Raw genomic sequence first — 18,452 nt, 5'->3', positions numbered from 1 at the left:
CGAGCCCCGGGCATCTGCGCGGGGCTTTTTCTGTGCCCGGGCCCTTGCGGCAGCGACCGGCATCGAAGACCGGAAGGAGTACCATGGCGAACCCGGAAAAGGCAGCCGCGGTCGCCGAGTTGAAGGAGATGTTCTCCAACTCGGACGCCGCTGTCCTGACTGAGTACCGCGGCCTCACCGTGGCCCAGCTCAAGGAGCTGCGCCGCTCGCTCGGTGAGAACGCCGAATACGCCGTGGTGAAGAACACGCTGACCGCGATCGCGGCCAAGGAGCTGGGGATCGACGCGTTCGACGGCCAGCTCGCCGGCCCGAGCGCGATCGCCTTCATCTCGGGGGACCCCGTCGAGGCCGCCAAGAGCCTGCGTGACTTCGCCAAGGCGAACCCGCAGCTCGTCGTCAAGGGCGGTTACCTCGAGGGCAAGGCCCTGAGCGACGCGGAGATCAAGCAGCTCGCGGACCTCGAGTCCCGCGAGGTGCTGCTGGCCAAGGTGGCCGGTGCCGCGCAGGCGTCCCTGTCCCAGGCCGCGGCGCTGTTCCAGGCACCGCTGTCGAAGACCGTCCGCACGGCCGAGGCGCTGCGCGCCAAGGTCGAGGAGCAGGACGCCTGACCAGCATCCCCGCCGCGAGGCACATTCTCACCACGGAACCAGACCGTCCCGCGCCGACGAACCCGGCCGGGGCACACCATCGAAAAGGAGCCACAACCATGGCCAAGCTCACCACCGCTGAACTGATCGACGCGTTCAAGGAGCTCTCCCTCATCGAGCTCTCCGAGTTCGTGAAGGCCTTCGAGGAGACCTTCGACGTCACCGCCGCCGCCCCCGTGGCCGTCGCCGGTGCCGCCGCTCCGGCCGCCGCCGCCGAGGAGGCCGAGGAGCAGACCGAGTTCGACGTCGTCCTCGAGGCCGCCGGCGAGAAGAAGATCCAGGTCATCAAGGAGGTCCGCGCGCTGACCTCCCTCGGCCTCAAGGAGGCCAAGGACCTCGTGGACTCGGCCCCCAAGGCCGTCCTCGAGGGCGCCACCAAGGAGGCCGCGGACAAGGCCAAGGAGGCCCTCGAGGGCGCCGGCGCCACCGTCACCCTCAAGTAGGACCCCGGACGCGTCCCTTCACGGACGCTCCTGCGAGGCCCCGGACGCACGGCGTCCGGGGCCTCGTGCCGTGCCGGGCCCGGACGGTGTGTGGGAGACTGGGGGCACGACCACATCGGCCGCCCACGCGCAGCGGGAGAGTCCGGGCGGGGGAGGGCGGACGGGCCCCACTGGGCCTCGGACCACGAGGAGCTCACCTTGTCCTTCCTGCCACGCCACCTCGGCCCGGACGCCGCCGAGACCGCGATCATGCTCGAGACCGTCGGCGCGGCCGACCTCGACGAGCTCGTCGCCCGCGCCGTCCCCGCGACCATCGCCTCCTCCGAGCCGCTGGGCCTGCCCGCCCCGATGTCCGAGCACGAGGCCCTCGCGGCGCTGCGCCGGGTCGCGGCGAAGAACCGGGTGATGACCCAGATGATCGGGCAGGGCTACGCGGACACCGTCACCCCGCCCGCGCTGCGCCGCAACATCCTCGAGAACCCCGCCTGGTACACCTCCTACACCCCCTACCAGCCCGAGATCTCGCAGGGCCGCCTCGAGGCCCTGCTCACGTTCCAGAACGCCGTCATGGACCTCACCGGCCTGGACCTGGCGAACGCCTCCCTCCTGGACGAGGCCACCGCGGTGGCCGAGGCCGTGCTCATGATGCGCCGGGCCAACCGGAAGGCCGCGAGCCGGCGCGTCGTCGTCGACGCCCGGACGCTCCCGCAGACCCTCGCCGTGCTGCGCGGGCGCTGCCGGGCCGTGGGCATCGAGCTGGTCGTCGCCGACCTCGCCGAGGGGCTGCCCGAGGGCGAGCTCTTCGGGGTGGTCCTGACCCAGGTGGGCGTCGACGGCGAGGTCGTCCCCCTCGCCGAGCGCGCCGAGGAGGCGCACGCGCGGGGGGCGCTCGTGGCCGTGGCCACCGACCTGCTGGCCCTGACCCTGCTGCGCTCCCCGGGGGAGCAGGGCGCGGACATCGCCGTGGGCTCGGCCCAGCGCTTCGGGGTGCCCCTGTTCTTCGGCGGTCCCCACGCCGCGTTCCTCGCCTGCCGCAAGGGCCTCGAACGGAACCTGCCCGGCCGCCTGGTGGGCGTCTCCACCGATTCCTCCGGCCGGCCCGCCTACCGGCTGGCCCTGCAGACCCGCGAGCAGCACATCCGCCGCGAGAAGGCCACCTCGAACATCTGCACCGCCCAGGCGCTGCTGGCCGTCGTGGCCGGCGCCTACGCCGCCTACCACGGCGCGGACGGGCTCCGCGCCATCGCCGAGCGCGTGCACGGGCTGGCCGCCCGCCTGGCCGCCGGGCTCGCCGCGGCCGGCGTGCGCGTGGTCCACGACCGGTTCTTCGACACCGTGCTCGCCGAGGTCCCCGGCCGCGCCGACGCCGTCGTGGCCGCCGCCGCGGAGCGCGGGATCAACGTCCGCCGGGCCGGCGCGGACCACGTCTCCGTGTCGGTGGGGGAGCCCCACGACGAGCGCGACGTCGACGCCGTGCTCGCGGCCTTCGGCGCCGCGGCCGTCGACGCGCCGGGCGCGGGCGGGGCCTGGGACCTGCCCGCCGAGCTGCTGCGCACCGACTCCTACCTGACCCACCCCGTGTTCACGCTGCACCGCTCAGAGACCGCGATGATGCGCTGGCTGCGCTCCCTCGCGGACAAGGACCTGGCCCTCGACCGGACCATGATCCCGCTCGGCTCCTGCACCATGAAGCTCAACGCCGCCGCGGAGATGGAGCCCATCAGCTGGCCCGAGTTCGCCTCGATCCACCCGCTCGCCCCCGAGGACCAGACCCTCGGCTGGCGCGAGCTCATCGCCCAGCTCGAGTCCTGGCTCACGGAGATCACCGGCTACGCCGCGGTCTCCGTCCAGCCCAACGCCGGCTCCCAGGGCGAGCTCGCCGGGCTCCTCGCGATCCGCCGCTACCACCTCTCCCGGGGCGACCGGCAGCGCACCACCGTCCTCATCCCGTCCTCGGCCCACGGCACCAACGCCGCCTCCGCGGTGCTCGCGGACCTCAAGGTGGTGGTCGTGGCCACCGCCGGGGACGGCTCCGTGGACCTGGACGACCTCGCCGCGAAGATCGGGAGCGTGGGGGAGGAGCTGGCGGGCATCATGGTCACCTACCCCTCCACGCACGGCGTGTTCGAGGAGCAGATCACGGCCGTGTGCGAGGCCGTGCACGCGGCGGGGGGCCAGGTCTACGTGGACGGCGCCAACCTCAACGCGCTCATGGGCCTCGCCCGGCCGGGCCGCTTCGGCGGAGACGTCTCCCACCTGAACCTGCACAAGACCTTCTGCATCCCGCACGGCGGCGGGGGGCCCGGCGTGGGGCCCGTGGCCGTGGCGGAGCACCTCGTGCCGTTCCTGCCCGGGGACCCCGCGGCCCTGGACGGCGGGGAGGACTCCTTCCCCGTGTCCCAGGCCCGCCACGGGTCGGCCGGGGTGCTGCCGATCTCCTGGATGTACATCGCCATGACCGGCGCGGAGGGGCTCACCGCGTCGTCGCGCACCGCGATCCTCAGCGCGAACTACGTCTCCGCCCGGCTGGCCGACGTCTTCCCGACCCTCTACACCGGCCCGGGCGGGTTCGTGGCCCACGAGTGCATCCTCGACCTGCGCGCGCTCACGAAGGCCTCCGGGGTGACCGCGGAGGACGTCTGCAAGCGGCTCGTCGACTACGGCTTCCACGCCCCCACCCTCGCGTTCCCGGTGGCGGGCACGCTCATGGTGGAGCCCACGGAGTCCGAGAACCTCGCGGAGCTCGACCGGTTCGTGGCCGCGATGCGCGCGATCCACGCGGAGATGACCGCCGTGGCCGACGGCGAGGTCGCACTCGAGGACTCGGTCCTGCGCCGCGCGCCGCACACCGCGGAGGTGCTCACGGCCGACGAGTGGGACCGGGCCTACCCCCGGTCCCGGGCCGCCTACCCGCTGCCCGAGCTGCGCCGCGCCAAGTACTGGCCGCCCGTGGGCCGGGTGGAGAACGCCGCCGGGGACCGCAACCTGGTCTGCAGCTGCCCGCCGGTCGAGGCGTTCGCGGCCGCGGGCTGACCCGCGGGCCCGGCGCCCCCGGTGCCGGTGAGACCCGGAGCACGAAATTTCCCATCCTACGACCGGTGGACGCCCGCGTCCACCGGTCGTGTGGACAGAGTCGCACTTCGCGTCTATGCTGGATCTTTGCGTTGTCCCTCATTCTGCGTGCCTTCATATAGCGGTGGGCGCCCCCGGGGAGCGAACCAGCATCTCGAGTCCGCTGGCCCTCGCCCACCCGTATCCCCGATTCGGGAACTGCGCGATTCAACTGCAGGTCTGTGGAAGGAATCCATCTTGGTCGCCTCGAGCACCGATTCGAACGTAACCGCTAACCGACCGGCCGACGGGAACATCCCGCGCCGCATCTCCTTCGCCAAGATCCATGAACCGCTGGACGTGCCGAACCTGCTGGCCCTCCAGACGGACAGCTTCGACCGTCTCGTGGGCAACGAGCGGTGGCAGGCCCGGGTCCAGCAGGCCATCGAGACCGGGGAGCAGGGCATCGCCCGCACCTCCGGGCTGTCCGACATCTTCGAGGAGATCTCCCCGATCGAGGACTTCCAGGGCACCATGTCCCTGTCCTTCTCGGAGCCGGAGTTCTACGACCCGAAGTACACCATGGACGAGTGCAAGGACCGGGACGCCACGTACTCGGCGCCCCTGTACGTCAAGGCCGAGTTCATGAACAACAACACGGGCGAGATCAAGCAGCAGACCGTGTTCATGGGCGACTTCCCGCTGATGACCGAGAAGGGCACCTTCGTCATCAACGGCACCGAGCGTGTCGTCGTGTCCCAGCTCGTCCGCTCGCCGGGCGCCTACTTCGAGCGCGGCCAGGACCGCACCTCGGACAAGGACATCTACTCCGCGAAGATCATCCCCTCGCGCGGCGCGTGGTTCGAGCTCGAGATCGACAAGCGCGACCAGGTGGGCGTGCGCCTCGACCGCAAGCGCAAGCAGTCGGTCACCGTGCTGCTCAAGGCTCTGGGCTGGAGCGAGTCCCGCATCCTCGAGGAGTTCGGGGAGTTCGACTCCATCCGGGCGACCCTCGAGAAGGACACCGTCGAGTCCCGCGAGGACGCGCTGCTGGACATCTACCGCAAGCTGCGCCCGGGGGAGCCGCCCACGGTCGACGCCGCGCAGGCGCTGCTCGACAACATGTACTTCAACTCCAAGCGCTACGACCTCGCGAAGGTCGGCCGGTACAAGATCAACCGGAAGCTGGGCCTCGACAAGGCGTTCGAGGACGAGGACGCCTCCGTGCTGTCGGTCGACGACATCGTCGCGATGATCCGCTACCTCGTCACCCTGCACGCCGGCGGCGGCACCATGAAGGGCGTGCGCGACGGCGAACCCCGCGAGGTCGTCGTGGACGTCGACGACATCGACCACTTCGGCAACCGCCGCATCCGCGCCGTGGGCGAGCTGATCGAGAACCAGATCCGCACGGGCCTGTCCCGCATGGAGCGCGTGGTGCGCGAGCGCATGACCACCCAGGACGTCGAGGCGATCACCCCGCAGACCCTGATCAACATCCGTCCCGTCGTGGCGGCGATCAAGGAGTTCTTCGGCACCTCGCAGCTGTCGCAGTTCATGGACCAGAACAACCCGCTCGCGGGCCTGACCCACAAGCGCCGCCTGTCCGCGCTCGGCCCGGGCGGTCTCTCCCGCGACCGCGCCGGCATGGAGGTCCGTGACGTCCACCCGTCGCACTACGGCCGCATGTGCCCGATCGAGACCCCCGAGGGCTCCAACATCGGCCTCATCGGCTCGCTGGCGACCTACGGGCGGATCAACCCGTTCGGCTTCATCGAGACCCCGTACCGCAAGGTCGTCGGCGGCCTCGTCACCGACGAGGTCGAGTACCTCACCGCCGACGACGAGCGCGGCGTGACGATCGCCCAGGCCAACGCCCCGCTGGGCCCGGACAACCGGTTCGCCGAGGACGCCGTCCTCGCGCGCGCCGCCGACGGCTCGGGCGAGGCCGTGCTGGTCGACCCGACCGCCGTGCAGTTCATGGACGTCTCCCCGCGCCAGATGGTGTCCGTGGCGACCGCGCTCATCCCGTACCTGGAGCACGACGACGCCAACCGCGCGCTCATGGGCGCCAACATGCAGCGCCAGGCCGTGCCGCTGCTCGAGTCCGAGGCCCCGCTCGTGGGCACCGGCATGGAGCGCTACGCGGCCCTGGACGCCGGGGACTCCGTGCTGGCCCGCAAGGCCGGCGTGGTCGAGGAGGTCTCGGCGAACCTCGTGCGCGTGCTCAACGACGACGGGACGACCACGGTCTACCCGATCAACAAGTTCACGCGCTCCAACCCGGGCAACACCTACAACCAGCGCGTCATCGTCTCCGAGGGCGATCGCGTCGAGGAGCGCTCGGTCATCGCCGACGGCCCCTCCACGGACCAGGGCGAGCTGGCCCTGGGCAAGAACCTGCTGGTCGCCTACATGTCCTGGGAGGGCCTCAACTACGAGGACGCGATCATCCTCTCCCAGCGCATGGTCTCGGAGGACGTGCTCACCTCGATCCACATCGAGGAGCACGAGATCGACGCCCGCGACACGAAGCTGGGCGCCGAGGAGATCACCCGGGACATCCCGAACGTGTCCGAGGAGGTGCTGTCCGCCCTCGACGAGCGCGGCATCATCCACATCGGCGCGGAGGTCCAGGCCGGCGACATCCTCGTGGGCAAGGTCACCCCGAAGGGCGAGACCGAGCTGACCCCGGAGGAGCGCCTGCTGCGGGCGATCTTCGGCGAGAAGTCCCGCGAGGTGCGCGACACGTCCCTGAAGGTGCCCCACGGCGAGTCCGGCACCGTCATCGGCGTGCGCGTCTTCGACCGCGACGACGAGGACGACGACCTGCCCGCGGGCGTCAACCAGGTGGTCCGGGTGTACGTGGCGCAGAAGCGCAAGATCACGGACGGCGACAAGCTCGCCGGCCGCCACGGCAACAAGGGCGTCATCTCGAAGATCCTGCCCCTGGAGGACATGCCGTTCCTCGAGGACGGGACCCCCGTGGACATCATCCTCAACCCGCTGGGCGTGCCCGGCCGCATGAACCTGGGGCAGGTCCTCGAGGTGCACACCGGCTGGCTCGCGAAGCAGGGCTGGAACATCGAGGGCGACCCCGAGTGGCTCGACCGGCTGCCGAACTTCCCGAAGCAGTCCGGCCCCACGAACGTGGCCACCCCGGTGTTCGACGGCGCGCGCGAGGAGGAGATCTTCGACCTCCTCGACCACACCAACCCGACGCGCGACGGCGTGCGGCTGATCGACCGGTCCGGCAAGGCCCGGCTGTTCGACGGCCGCTCCGGCGAGCCGTTCCCGGACCCGGTGTCGGTCGGCTACCAGTACATCCTGAAGCTGCACCACCTCGTGGACGACAAGATCCACGCGCGCTCCACCGGCCCGTACTCCATGATCACCCAGCAGCCGCTGGGCGGTAAGGCGCAGTTCGGCGGCCAGCGCTTCGGCGAGATGGAGGTCTGGGCGCTCGAGGCGTACGGCGCCGCCTACACGCTGCAGGAGCTGCTGACGGTCAAGTCCGACGACGTGCACGGGCGCGTGAAGGTCTACGAGGCCATCGTGAAGGGCGAGAACATCCCCGAGCCGGGTGTCCCCGAGTCCTTCAAGGTCCTCATCAAGGAGATGCAGTCGCTGTGCCTGAACGTCGAGGTGCTCTCGGCGGACGGCAACACCATCGAGATGCGCGATTCGGATGACGAGGTCTTCCGGGCGGCCGAGGAACTGGGCATCGATCTCTCGCACTCCGAGCCCAGCTCGGTCGAAGAGGTCTGATCCCGCTCGGTCCACCCCGACGAGACGTCAACTTTTCCAGAGAAAGAGATAAAGGACCCTCATGTCCAACGAATCTTCACTAGGCCTCATGCGGATCGGTCTTGCGACCGCGGAGGACATCCGGACCTGGTCCTACGGCGAGGTCAAGAAGCCGGAGACCATCAACTACCGCACGCTCAAGCCCGAGAAGGACGGCCTGTTCTGCGAGAAGATCTTCGGTCCCACCCGGGACTGGGAGTGCTACTGCGGCAAGTACAAGCGCGTGCGCTACAAGGGCATCATCTGCGAGCGCTGCGGCGTGGAGGTCACCCGCGCCAAGGTGCGCCGTGAGCGCATGGGCCACATCGAGCTCGCCGCTCCCGTGACCCACATCTGGTACTTCAAGGGCGTGCCCTCGCGGCTCGGCTACCTGCTGGACCTCGCCCCGAAGGACCTGGAGAAGGTCATCTACTTCGCGGCGTACATGATCACGTCGGTGGACGAGGACGCCCGCCACGACGACCTGCCGAACCTGCAGGCCGCCGTGGACCGGGAGAAGGCGCAGATGGAGTCCACCCGCGACTCCGACATCGCCGCGATCGCCCGCGACCTCGAGACCGAGCTCGGCCGGGTCGAGGAGGAGGGCGGCAAGGCCGCGGAGAAGCGCAAGCTCCGCGACTCCGCCGACCGCCAGATGGCCAACGTGCGCAAGCGCGCCAACCTGGAGATCGACCGCCTCGAGCAGGTCTGGGACCGCTTCAAGAACCTCAAGGTCAACGACCTCGAGGGAGACGAGGCGCTCTACCGCGTCATGGTGGACCGCTACGGCATGTACTTCGAGGGCTCGATGGGCGCCGAGGCGATCAAGAAGCGCCTCGAGACCTTCGATCTCGAGGCGGAGGCCGAGTCCCTGCGGGAGACCATCGCCACCGGCAAGGGCCAGCGCAAGACCCGCGCCCTGAAGCGGCTCAAGGTCGTCAACGCGTTCCTGACCACGGACAACTCGCCGCTGGGCATGGTCCTGGACGCCGTCCCGGTGATCCCGCCGGAGCTGCGCCCGATGGTCCAGCTCGACGGCGGCCGCTTCGCCACGTCGGACCTCAACGACCTCTACCGGCGCGTGATCAACCGCAACAACCGGCTCAAGCGCCTGCTGGACCTGGGCGCCCCGGAGATCATCGTCAACAACGAGAAGCGGATGCTGCAGGAGGCCGTGGACTCGCTGTTCGACAACGGCCGCCGCGGCCGCCCGGTCACCGGGCCGGGCAACCGTGCGCTGAAGTCGCTGTCCGACATGCTCAAGGGCAAGCAGGGCCGGTTCCGGCAGAACCTGCTCGGCAAGCGCGTCGACTACTCCGGCCGCTCGGTCATCGTGGTCGGCCCGCAGCTGAAGCTGCACCAGTGCGGTCTGCCGAAGCAGATGGCGCTGGAGCTGTTCAAGCCGTTCGTGATGAAGCGGCTGGTGGACCTCAACCACGCGCAGAACATCAAGTCGGCCAAGCGCATGGTCGAGCGCTACCGCCCCCAGGTGTGGGACGTGCTCGAGGAGGTCATCACCGAGCACCCCGTGCTGCTCAACCGTGCCCCCACCCTGCACCGTCTGGGCATCCAGGCGTTCGAGCCGCAGCTCGTCGAGGGCAAGGCCATCCAGCTCCACCCGCTCGTGTGCGGCGCGTTCAACGCCGACTTCGACGGCGACCAGATGGCCGTGCACCTGCCCCTGTCCCCGGAGGCCCAGGCCGAGGCGCGCATCCTGATGCTGTCCTCGAACAACATCCTGAAGCCCTCGGACGGCAAGCCGATCGCCCTGCCCTCGCAGGACATGATCATCGGGCTGTACCACCTCACCACCGTCCGCGAGGGCGAGGAGGGGGAGGGCCGCTCGTTCTCCTCCGTGGCCGAGGCGATCATGGCCCACGACGCCGGCCGGCTGCACCTCAACGCGCTGTGCCGGATCGAGCTGGACGACTTCGTGCCGTTCGAGGGCTGGGAGGCCCCCGAGGGCTGGGAGCCGGGTCAGCCGGTGCTGGTGCAGACCACGCTGGGCCGCGTGCTGTTCAACGAGACGCTGCCCGAGGACTACCCCTGGGACGAGGCCGTCGCGGACAAGAAGCACCTGTCCGCGCTGGTCAACGATCTCGCGGAGCGGTACCCGATGGTCACCGTGGCGCACACGCTGGACGAGCTCAAGGACGCCGGGTTCCACTGGGCGGCCCGCTCGGGCGTGACCGTGGCGATCTCGGACATCGCGACCCCGCCGGAGAAGCCCGCCATCATGGAGGGCTACGAGGCGCAGGCCGCGAAGATCCAGGGCCAGTACGACCGTGGTCTGATCGACGACGACGAGCGCCGCTCGGAGCTCATCGACATCTGGACCAAGGCCACGGACGAGGTCGCCCAGGCCATGCAGGCGAACCTGTCGCCGCTGAACACCATCAACCGCATGGTGTCCTCCGGCGCCCGAGGCAACTGGATGCAGGTCCGCCAGATCGCCGGCATCCGCGGGCTCGTGTCCAACCCCAAGGGCGAGATCATGCCCCGCCCGATCAAGTCCTCGTACCGCGAGGGCCTGTCGGTGCTGGAGTACTTCATCGCGACCCACGGTGCCCGCAAGGGCCTGGCCGACACCGCGCTGCGCACGGCGAACTCGGGCTACCTGACCCGTCGTCTCGTCGACGTCTCCCAGGACGTCATCGTGCGGGAGGCGGACTGCATGACGGAGCGCGGCCTGAACCTGCCGCTCGCCGACGTGCAGGAGAGCGGGTCCCGCGTGCTGCACGAGGACATCGAGAACACGGTGCACGGCCGGGTGCTCGCGGTGGACGTCGTGGACGCCAACGGCGAGATCCTGGCCGAGGCCGGCACGGACCTCTCCGACGGGCTCATCAGCGCCCTCTTCGCGGGCGGGGCCGACACGGTGCGCGTGCGCTCCGTGCTGACCTGCGAGTCCGCGGTGGGCGTCTGCGCGGCCTGCTACGGCCGCTCGCTGGCGTCCAACCAGCTGGTGGACATCGGCGAGGCCGTCGGCATCATCGCCGCGCAGTCCATCGGCGAGCCGGGCACGCAGCTCACGATGCGCACCTTCCACACCGGTGGTGTGGCGTCCTCGGACGGCGACATCACCCAGGGTCTGCCCCGTATCCAGGAGCTCTTCGAGGCCCGTACGCCCAAGGGCGTCGCGCCGATCTCGGAGGTCGCCGGGCGGGTCAGCATCGAGGACACCGAGAAGGCCCTGAAGCTCGTCGTGACCCCGGACAACGGGGACGAGGCGATCGGGTACCCGGTGCTGCGCCGCGCCAAGCTGCTCGTGACCGAGGGCGACCACGTCGAGGTCGGCCAGCAGCTGGTCTCGGGCGCCGTCGACCCCAAGGAGGTGCTGCGCATCCGCGGTCCGCGGCAGGCGCAGAAGCACCTCGTGGACGAGGTGCAGCGCGTGTACCGCTCCCAGGGCGTGGGCATCCACGACAAGCACGTCGAGGTCATCGTGCGGCAGATGCTGCGCCGCGTGACGATCATCGAGTCGGGCGAGACGGACCTGCTGCCGGGCGAGCTCGTCGAGAACGTGCGCTTCCTGGAGGCCAACCGCAAGGCCGTGGCCGAGAGCAGCCGGCCGGCCGCCGGCCGCCCGGAGCTGATGGGCATCACCAAGGCCTCGCTGGCCACCGACTCGTGGCTGTCGGCCGCGTCCTTCCAGGAGACCACCCGCGTGCTCACGCAGGCGGCCATGGAGGGCAAGTCCGACCCGCTGGTGGGCCTCAAGGAGAACGTGATCATCGGCAAGCTGATCCCGGCCGGCACCGGGCTCGCGCGGTACAACAACATCGACGTGGAGCCGACGGACGAGGCGAAGGCCTCGCTGTTCACGGAGCCGGGCTCATTCTCGGACTTCAGCTACGCGGAGGAGAACTCCTCGCCCGCCGAGTTCCAGGCGATCCCGCTGGAGGACTACGACTTCGGCTCCAACTGAGGTCGGCGTCCCGCGCAGGACGTGATCACCCTCGTGGTCACCACGGCAGCCCCGTTCCGGAAGTAGCGTCTTCCGGGGCGGGGCTGCCCCCGTCCCGCGGCCGGTCACGGGGCCGGGCCGCGGACCAGGAAGGAGCCCCAGGAGTCACCATGGCGAACTCACCCACCGGGGAGTCCGTGCTCGAGCGGGCGGACCGGATCCTCGCGGCGTTCACGGCGGAGGACTCGCGGCTGACCGGGGGCCGGATCGCGGCCCTCACCGGGCTGCCCACCGCCACCGCGCACCGGCTCGCCCGGGACATGGCCCGCCAGGGCTGGCTCGAGCGGGTGGAGGGCGGGCACTACGTGGTCGGCACCCGGCTGTGGGAGCTGGTCAACCGCTCCTCGCGCGAGCTCGGCCTGGCGCGCGCCGCCCGCCCCTTCATGGGCGACATCCACGCGGTGCTGCGCCAGCACGTGCAGCTCGGCATCGTGGAGGGCCGCGAGGTGCTGCTCGTGGAGCGGCTCTCCCACCCCCGGGCGGTGCCCGTCCGGTCGGAGGTGGCCGGCCGGCTGCCCCTGCACCTGTCGGCCACGGGCCTCGTGCTGCTGGCGCACGCCCCCCAGGACTACCAGGAGGAGTACCTGCAGGGGCCCCTCACCGCGTTCACCGAGCTCTCGCCGACCGAGCCCGCGGTGCTGGCCGCGGAGCTCGAGCGGATCCGCGGCGCGGGCCACGCCCTGCAGACCGGCTATCTCGAGGCCGGCACGGCGGGGATCGCCGTCCCCGTGCGGGGGCGCGGCGACCAGGTGGTGGCGGGCCTGGGCGTCATCACCCCGGCGGGCGACCCGGCCGCGCGGGCCGGGGCGATCGTCCAGGCGCTGCACACCGCGGCGCACGGCATCCGCCGGACCCTGCGGGACGCCCCCCGCTGAGACGGGCCGCGGCACCGGCTCCCGGGCACACCGCGCCCGTCGCCTCCAGCATCCCGTTCAACGGGACGACTGTGGTGCCGCCCACAGGCCGCTGAGACACTGGACACGATTCCCGTCGTATCACCAGGAGCACTCATGAGCGCACAGCGCACCGTTCTCAGCACGCAGGTCGGCATCGTGGGCGGCGGCCCCGCCGGGCTGATGCTGGCCCACCTGCTCGGCCGCGCCGGCATCGACAGCATCGTGGTCGAGAAGCGCGACAAAGACACCATCCACGCCACCCACCGGGCGGGCATCCTCGAGGCGCCCACGGTGCGGATGCTGACCGACTCCTGCGTCGACGGGCGGGTGCTCACGGAGGGCCACGAGCACGAGGGCACCGTGCTGCGCTTCGAGGGGGAGAGCCACCGGATCGACTTCAAGGAGCTCGTCGGCGAGTCCGTGTGGCTCTACCCGCAGAACGAGGTGTTCCTGGACCTGGCCGACGCCCGGGAGCGCGACGGCGGCGACGTCCGCTGGTCCGTCACGGAAACCGAGGTGGTCGACCTGACCACCGACCGGCCGGGCATCCGCTTCACCGACGCCGCGGGCGAGGACTTCGAGGTCCGCTGCGAGATCCTCGTGGGCGCCGACGGCTCGCAGAGCATCTGCCGCCGCGCCATCCCGGAGCAGGAGCGCACCGACAACTTCATCGAGTACCCCTTCGCCTGGTTCGGCATCCTCGCCGAGGCCCCGCCGAGCGCCCCGGAGCTCATCTACTCGAACTCCGAGCACGGCTTCGCCCTCATCTCCCAGCGCAGCGGGACCGTCCAGCGGATGTACTTCCAGTGCGACCCGGAGGAGGACGTCGACGACTGGGGCGACGAGCGGATCTGGGCCGAGCTCCAGCGCCGGGTCGAGGGCCCCGACGGGCTCCGGCTCCAGGAGGGCCCCATCTTCGACAAGACCGTGCTGAAGTTCCGCTCCTACGTCTGCGAGCCCCTGCGCCACGGCAACCTGTTCCTCGTCGGCGACGCCGGCCACACCGTCCCCCCGACCGGCGCCAAGGGCCTGAACCTCGCGTTCTGCGACGTCCGCGTGCTCGCCCCGGCGATCGTCGAGTTCTTCCGCACGGGCGACGGCACCGGGCTGGCCGGGTACTCGGCCACGGCGCTGGAGCGGGTGTGGAAGGCGCAGAACTTCTCCTACTGGGCCACCCACCTCATGCACACCCAGCCGGGGGAGAACCCCTTCAACCAGAAGCGCCGGCGCGGCGAGTTCAAGGCGATCACCGGCTCCGAGCGCGGCGCCGCCTACTTCGCGGAGTCCTACACCGGCTGGCCCGACGACCGCTGACCCCCGGCCCCGCCGGACCTCCCCACTGTGACCCCACAATAAGTCCGCACAGTGAACACATGTGCGAATGCTGCACCGAATGCGCTAGCCTCGGAGAGTTCGCCGCGGGCACCACGCCCGCCGGTGCGGCAGCCACCTCGCAACAAAGGAGCTGAACCATGACCGACCAGGACCAGGGGCCGGAGGAGTCCTTCGTGCACCTCACCCCGAAGGGCCCCGACGACGCGGCGGACACGCAGGCCGACCTCGACCGCGAGATGGCCGGCATCAGCGCCGACTACAGCGCGTCCGGCCGCACCGAGACGCAGCCGCGGCTGGACTACGCGCCCTACCGCAGCTCGATCCTGCGGCACCCCACCAAGGACCTGCACCACGCGGACCCGGAGACCATCGAGCTGCACGCGCCCGCCTTCGGCGAGCGGGACGTGCACCGGCTCGAGTCGGACCTGACCATCCAGTCGGGCGGGGAGCCCATCGGCGAGCGGATCAAGATCCGCGGCCGGGTCCTCGACGGCGACGGCCGGCCCGTGCGCCGCCAGCTCGTGGAGATCTGGCAGGCCAACGCGGCCGGGCGGTACATCCACAAGCGGGACCAGCACCCGGCTCCCATCGACCCGAACTTCACCGGCGTGGGGCGCTGCCTGACCGGCGACGACGGATCCTACGAGTTCGTCACCATCAAGCCCGGGCCGTACCCCTGGAAGAACCACCACAACGCCTGGCGGCCCGCGCACGTGCACTTCTCCCTGTTCGGCACGGACTTCACCCAGCGGATGATCACCCAGATGTACTTCCCCTCGGACCCGCTGTTCGCGCTGGACCCGATCTTCCAGTCGATCGTGGACCCCGAGGCCCGCCGCCGGCTCGTGGCCGACTACGACCACGAGGCGTCCGAGCACGAGTGGCTGCTCGGCTACACCTGGGACATCGTGCTCAGCGGCTCGAACCGCACCTGGACGGAAGGCGACTCCAATGTCTGAGACCCCCGCGACCCCCGCACTCCCGGCCACCCCCGGCCAGACCATCGGGCCGTTCTTCGGCTACGCGCTGCCCTACGACAAGGGCGAGCTGCTCGTCCCGCTCGGGCACCCGCAGGCGGTGCGCCTGCACGGCACGGTGACCGACGGCCACGGCGACCTCGTGCCGGACGCCATGCTCGAGATCTGGCAGGCCGACGGCAACGGCGACGTCCCCACCGCGACCGGCTCGCTCGTGCGCGACGGCTACACCTTCACCGGCTTCGGCCGCGCGTCCGTCGACAACGAGGGTCACTACACCTTCACCACCGTTGACCCGGGGCCGACCGAGCCCGGCAAGGCGCCGTTCATCACGCTGACCGTCTTCGCCCGGGGCGTGACGAACCGGCTGTTCACCCGCATCTACCTGCCGGAGGACACCGAGGCCCTCGCGAACGACCCGCTGCTGCGCTCCCTGCCCGAGGACCGCCGCCGCACCCTGGTCGCCGAGCGGGAGGCCGACGGCTCCCTGCGCTTCGACCTTCGGCTCCAGGGCGAGGGCGAGACCGTCTTCCTCACCTACCCGAACCTCCAGGTGTGACCGTTCCGTGCGCGGGCCCCGGCCGCCCGGGGGCCCCCGCACGGCACCACCCCGCCACGGACGACCCGACGACCACCGAAGGAGGACGCGCATGACCGACGCCGGGCTGCTCCGCCCCGGAGCCCACCGGGGTGACGCGCACACGGACGACACCGCGGTGCTCCAGGCGCTGCTCGACGTCGAGGCCGCCTGGGTCGCCGCGCAGGCGGACGCCGGGCTCGCCCCGCGCGCCGCCGCGGCGTCCGCGCGTGCGGCCGCCCGCGCCGCCGACTACGACGCCGGGGACATCGCCCGGCGCGCCGAGGGCGGCGGCAACCCCGTCATCCCGCTCCTCGCCGACTACCGGCGCCGGCTGGGGCAGCTCGACCCCGGCGCCGTGCGCTTCGTGCACCGCGGCCTGACCAGCCAGGACGTCATGGACACCGCCATGATGCTGCTGGCCCGGCGCGCCGCCGTCCCCCTCGCTGAGCGACTGTCCGAGACGGCCGACGCCCTGGCCCGGCTGGCGGACGTCCACCGCGGCACCGTCCAGGCCGCCCGCACCCTGACCCAGCACGCGCTGCCGACCACCTTCGGGCTCAAGGCCGCCGGCTGGCTGGCCGGGCTGCAGGACCTCGAGGCGGACCTCGCCGGGCTCGCCCGGCTCCCGGTGTCCTGCGGCGGCGCCGCCGGCACCCTCGCCGGCAGCCTCGCGCTCTTCCCGGGCGCCCCCGACGCCGCCGAGCAGGCCCTCGAGCTCGCCCGCCGCTGGGCCGACGAGCTCGGCCTGAGCCTGCCGCCGCACGTGTGGCACGCCACCAGGCGACCGGTGCTGCGCACCGGCGAGACCTTCGCGGCGGTCTGCGCGGCCCTCGGCCGGATCGCCAACGACGTCCTGCTGCTCTCCCGCCCCGAGCTCGGCGAGCTGCGGGAACCGGCCGTCGAAGGGCGCGGCGTGTCCTCGGCGATGCCGCAGAAGCAGAACCCGGTGCTGTCCGTGCTGCTCAAGCGCACCGCCCTGACGGCGCCGCAGCTCGTGGCCCAGCTCCACGTCGCCGCCGCCCAGTTCGTCGACGAGCGCCCCGACGGCGCCTGGCACACGGAGTGGCCGGCACTGCGGGAGCTCGCCCGGCTCGCCGTCGCGGCGTCGTCGCACGCGGCCGAGCTCACGGCCGGGCTCACCGTGCAGAGCGCCCGGATGCGGGCCAACCTGGACGCGTCGGGTCCCGCCGTGCTCGCCGAGCGGATCAGCGCGGAGCTCGCGCCCCTGCTGCCGCCCGCCGCCGACGGCGCCACGGGGCGGCAGCGCGTGCAGGAGGTCGTGCGCGAGCACGCGACCGACGGACCGGGCATGCTCGACGCCCTCGTGGGCCTCGCCGCCGGCACCGCCCTGGCCGACGGCACCCCCGTGGACCGGGACGTCGTGGCCGGGCTGCTCGACCCCGCCGGGTACCTCGGGGCCAACGACCTGCTGATCGACCGCGTGCTCGCGCAGCACCGCCGGTCCGCGAACGACCGTCCGTCCAGCACCCGGACCAGCCCAGGAGCATCCGCATGACCGTCCCCGTCCTCACCCTCGTCGAGTTCTCGACCCGCCGGGCCCCGTCGCCGCGGGCGCCCCTGCTGGTGCTGGGCCCGGGGCTCGGCACCTCCGCCGCCTCGCTGTGGTCCGCCGCGGCGCACCTGCTGGAGGCCGACCTGCGCGTGGTCGGCTGGGACCTCCCCGGCCACGGCGGCTCCGCGCCCGCCGACGAGCCGTTCGGCACCGCCGAGCTGGCCCGGGGCGTGCTCGACGCCGTGGACCGGTACCAGGAGGCCGCCGGCCTCGAAACCGGAGGTCCGTTCTACTACGCGGGCACCTCCCTCGGCGGCTGCGTCGGCCTCCACCTGCTGCTCGACGCGCCGCACCGGCCGGCGGCGGCCGTGCTGGTGGGCACCGCCGCCCGGGTGGGGGAGCCCGCCGCGTGGTCCGAGCGCGCCCGGCTCGTGGCCGCCGCCGGCACCCCCACCCAGATCGTCGGCTCCGCGCAGCGGTGGTTCGCCCCGGGCTTCATCGAGCGGGACGCGGTCACGACCACCGGGCTGCTGCACGCCCTCCAGGACGCGGACCGGTTCTCCTACGCCCGGGCCTGCGAGGCCCTCGCGGGCTTCGACGCGACCGGGCGCCTCGGCGCCGTCGACGTCCCCGTGCTCGCCGTGGTCGGCGCGCAGGACGCCGCCACGCCGCCCGACGCCGTGGCGGAGCTGGCCGGGGCGACCGGCGGCCGCCTCGTGGTCGTCGAGGGCGCGGGCCACCTCGTGCCCGCCGAGGCCCCGCAGGACGTGGCACGCCTGCTGGAGGAGCACATCGGCGCCCACCCACCCCACCACGAAGGAGCACGAGCATGAGCGGCAACCCCCGGCGCACCGAGCAGGAGGCCCACGCGGACGGCATGGCCGTGCGCCGCGAGGTGCTCTCCGACGCCCACGTGGACCGCGCCGAGGCCGGCAAGGACGCCTTCACCGCCGAGTTCCAGGACTTCATCTCCCGCTACGCGTGGGGCGAGATCTGGACCCGGCCGGGACTGGACCGGCGGATGCGCAGCGCCGTGACCCTGACCGCGCTGATCGCCGCCGGGCACTGGGAGGAGTTCGAGATGCACGTGCGCGCCGCCCTGCGCAACGGCCTGGAGCGGGACGAGATCAAGGAGATCCTGCTCCAGTCGGCGATCTACCTCTCCGTGCCCTCCGCCAACAACGCCTTCAAGCACGCCAAGCAGGTCCTCGACGCCCTCGACGCCGAGGACTCCGCGGCGCCCCCGGCCCCCTGACC

12 protein-coding genes are annotated in these 18,452 nt (G+C 71.8%); all 12 read left to right on the top strand.

Annotated features, from left to right (window positions below; genetic code table 11):
* Nucleotides 1-83 precede the first annotated feature (83 nt).
* The 12 genes from rplJ to pcaC all read left to right on the top strand — a co-directional run bounded on the left by rplJ (nt 84) and on the right by pcaC (nt 18,450).
* Nucleotides 84-608: a 50S ribosomal protein L10 gene (gene rplJ, locus RF640_RS03925; RefSeq protein WP_058872511.1), complete on the top strand. Its 525-nt coding sequence runs from the start codon at nt 84-86 to the stop codon at nt 606-608.
* A 98-nt stretch (nt 609-706) separates the two neighbouring features.
* Nucleotides 707-1,090: a 50S ribosomal protein L7/L12 gene (gene rplL / locus RF640_RS03920; protein ID WP_017833276.1), complete on the top strand. Its 384-nt coding sequence runs from the start codon at nt 707-709 to the stop codon at nt 1,088-1,090.
* Between the two features lie 198 nt (nt 1,091-1,288).
* The gene (gene gcvP / locus RF640_RS03915; protein WP_368826676.1) at nt 1,289-4,123 is read left to right on the top strand and encodes an aminomethyl-transferring glycine dehydrogenase; all 2,835 of its coding nucleotides are present in this window, start codon (nt 1,289-1,291) and stop codon (nt 4,121-4,123) included.
* A gap of 276 nt (nt 4,124-4,399) precedes the next feature.
* A complete protein-coding gene (gene rpoB, locus RF640_RS03910) occupies nt 4,400-7,909 on the top strand; it encodes a DNA-directed RNA polymerase subunit beta (RefSeq protein WP_017833278.1) in 3,510 nt (1,169 codons plus the stop codon).
* Nucleotides 7,910-7,970: 61 nt separating this feature from the next.
* Nucleotides 7,971-11,855: a DNA-directed RNA polymerase subunit beta' gene (locus RF640_RS03905; RefSeq protein ID WP_031282944.1), complete on the top strand. Its 3,885-nt coding sequence runs from the start codon at nt 7,971-7,973 to the stop codon at nt 11,853-11,855.
* Between the two features lie 149 nt (nt 11,856-12,004).
* The gene (locus RF640_RS03900) at nt 12,005-12,769 is read left to right on the top strand and encodes an IclR family transcriptional regulator (RefSeq protein ID WP_017833280.1); all 765 of its coding nucleotides are present in this window, start codon (nt 12,005-12,007) and stop codon (nt 12,767-12,769) included.
* 135 nt (nt 12,770-12,904) lie between these two features.
* The gene (locus tag RF640_RS03895) at nt 12,905-14,104 is read left to right on the top strand and encodes a 4-hydroxybenzoate 3-monooxygenase (RefSeq protein WP_368826673.1); all 1,200 of its coding nucleotides are present in this window, start codon (nt 12,905-12,907) and stop codon (nt 14,102-14,104) included.
* 257 nt (nt 14,105-14,361) lie between these two features.
* Nucleotides 14,362-15,084, top strand: coding sequence for a protocatechuate 3,4-dioxygenase subunit beta (gene pcaH / locus RF640_RS03890; protein WP_109222055.1), 723 nt, complete (start codon nt 14,362-14,364; stop codon nt 15,082-15,084).
* On the top strand, nt 15,077-15,661 hold the full coding sequence (pcaG, locus tag RF640_RS03885; RefSeq protein WP_095650586.1) for a protocatechuate 3,4-dioxygenase subunit alpha: 585 nt from the start codon (nt 15,077-15,079) through the stop codon (nt 15,659-15,661). Before pcaH ends, pcaG begins: the two co-directional genes overlap by 8 nt.
* Before the next feature lie 91 nt (nt 15,662-15,752).
* The gene (locus RF640_RS03880; RefSeq protein WP_368826671.1) at nt 15,753-17,198 is read left to right on the top strand and encodes a lyase family protein; all 1,446 of its coding nucleotides are present in this window, start codon (nt 15,753-15,755) and stop codon (nt 17,196-17,198) included.
* Nucleotides 17,195-18,028: an alpha/beta fold hydrolase gene (locus RF640_RS03875; RefSeq protein ID WP_368826669.1), complete on the top strand. Its 834-nt coding sequence runs from the start codon at nt 17,195-17,197 to the stop codon at nt 18,026-18,028. The genes RF640_RS03880 and RF640_RS03875 overlap by 4 nt, the downstream gene beginning before the upstream one ends.
* Nucleotides 18,025-18,450 carry a 4-carboxymuconolactone decarboxylase gene (gene pcaC, locus RF640_RS03870; protein ID WP_035924888.1) on the top strand — a complete coding sequence of 142 codons (426 nt, stop codon included), beginning with the start codon at nt 18,025-18,027 and terminating at the stop codon, nt 18,448-18,450. Before RF640_RS03875 ends, pcaC begins: the two co-directional genes overlap by 4 nt.
* Nucleotides 18,451-18,452 lie beyond the last annotated feature (2 nt).

Source organism: Kocuria sp. CPCC 205231 (genome assembly GCF_040980965.1).
In the GTDB taxonomy this organism is placed as follows: domain Bacteria; phylum Actinomycetota; class Actinomycetes; order Actinomycetales; family Micrococcaceae; genus Kocuria; species Kocuria rosea.
The sequence above is the reverse complement of the archived record's forward strand: the minus strand, read 5'-3'. Positions and strand labels throughout refer to the sequence as shown.

Bases quoted from the DNA above. Each gene is read 5' to 3' on its own strand.
- rplJ (WP_058872511.1), top strand. From the start codon at position 84: ATGGCGAACCCGGAAAAGGCAGCCGCGGTCGCCGAGTTGAAGGAGATG.
- rplL (WP_017833276.1), top strand. From the start codon at position 707: ATGGCCAAGCTCACCACCGCTGAACTGATCGACGCGTTCAAGGAGCTC.
- RF640_RS03905 (WP_031282944.1), top strand. From the start codon at position 7,971: ATGTCCAACGAATCTTCACTAGGCCTCATGCGGATCGGTCTTGCGACC.
- RF640_RS03900 (WP_017833280.1), top strand. From the start codon at position 12,005: ATGGCGAACTCACCCACCGGGGAGTCCGTGCTCGAGCGGGCGGACCGG.
- RF640_RS03895 (WP_368826673.1), top strand. From the start codon at position 12,905: ATGAGCGCACAGCGCACCGTTCTCAGCACGCAGGTCGGCATCGTGGGC.
- pcaH (WP_109222055.1), top strand. From the start codon at position 14,362: ATGGCCGGCATCAGCGCCGACTACAGCGCGTCCGGCCGCACCGAGACG.
- pcaG (WP_095650586.1), top strand. From the start codon at position 15,077: ATGTCTGAGACCCCCGCGACCCCCGCACTCCCGGCCACCCCCGGCCAG.
- RF640_RS03880 (WP_368826671.1), top strand. From the start codon at position 15,753: ATGACCGACGCCGGGCTGCTCCGCCCCGGAGCCCACCGGGGTGACGCG.
- RF640_RS03875 (WP_368826669.1), top strand. From the start codon at position 17,195: ATGACCGTCCCCGTCCTCACCCTCGTCGAGTTCTCGACCCGCCGGGCC.
- pcaC (WP_035924888.1), top strand. From the start codon at position 18,025: ATGAGCGGCAACCCCCGGCGCACCGAGCAGGAGGCCCACGCGGACGGC.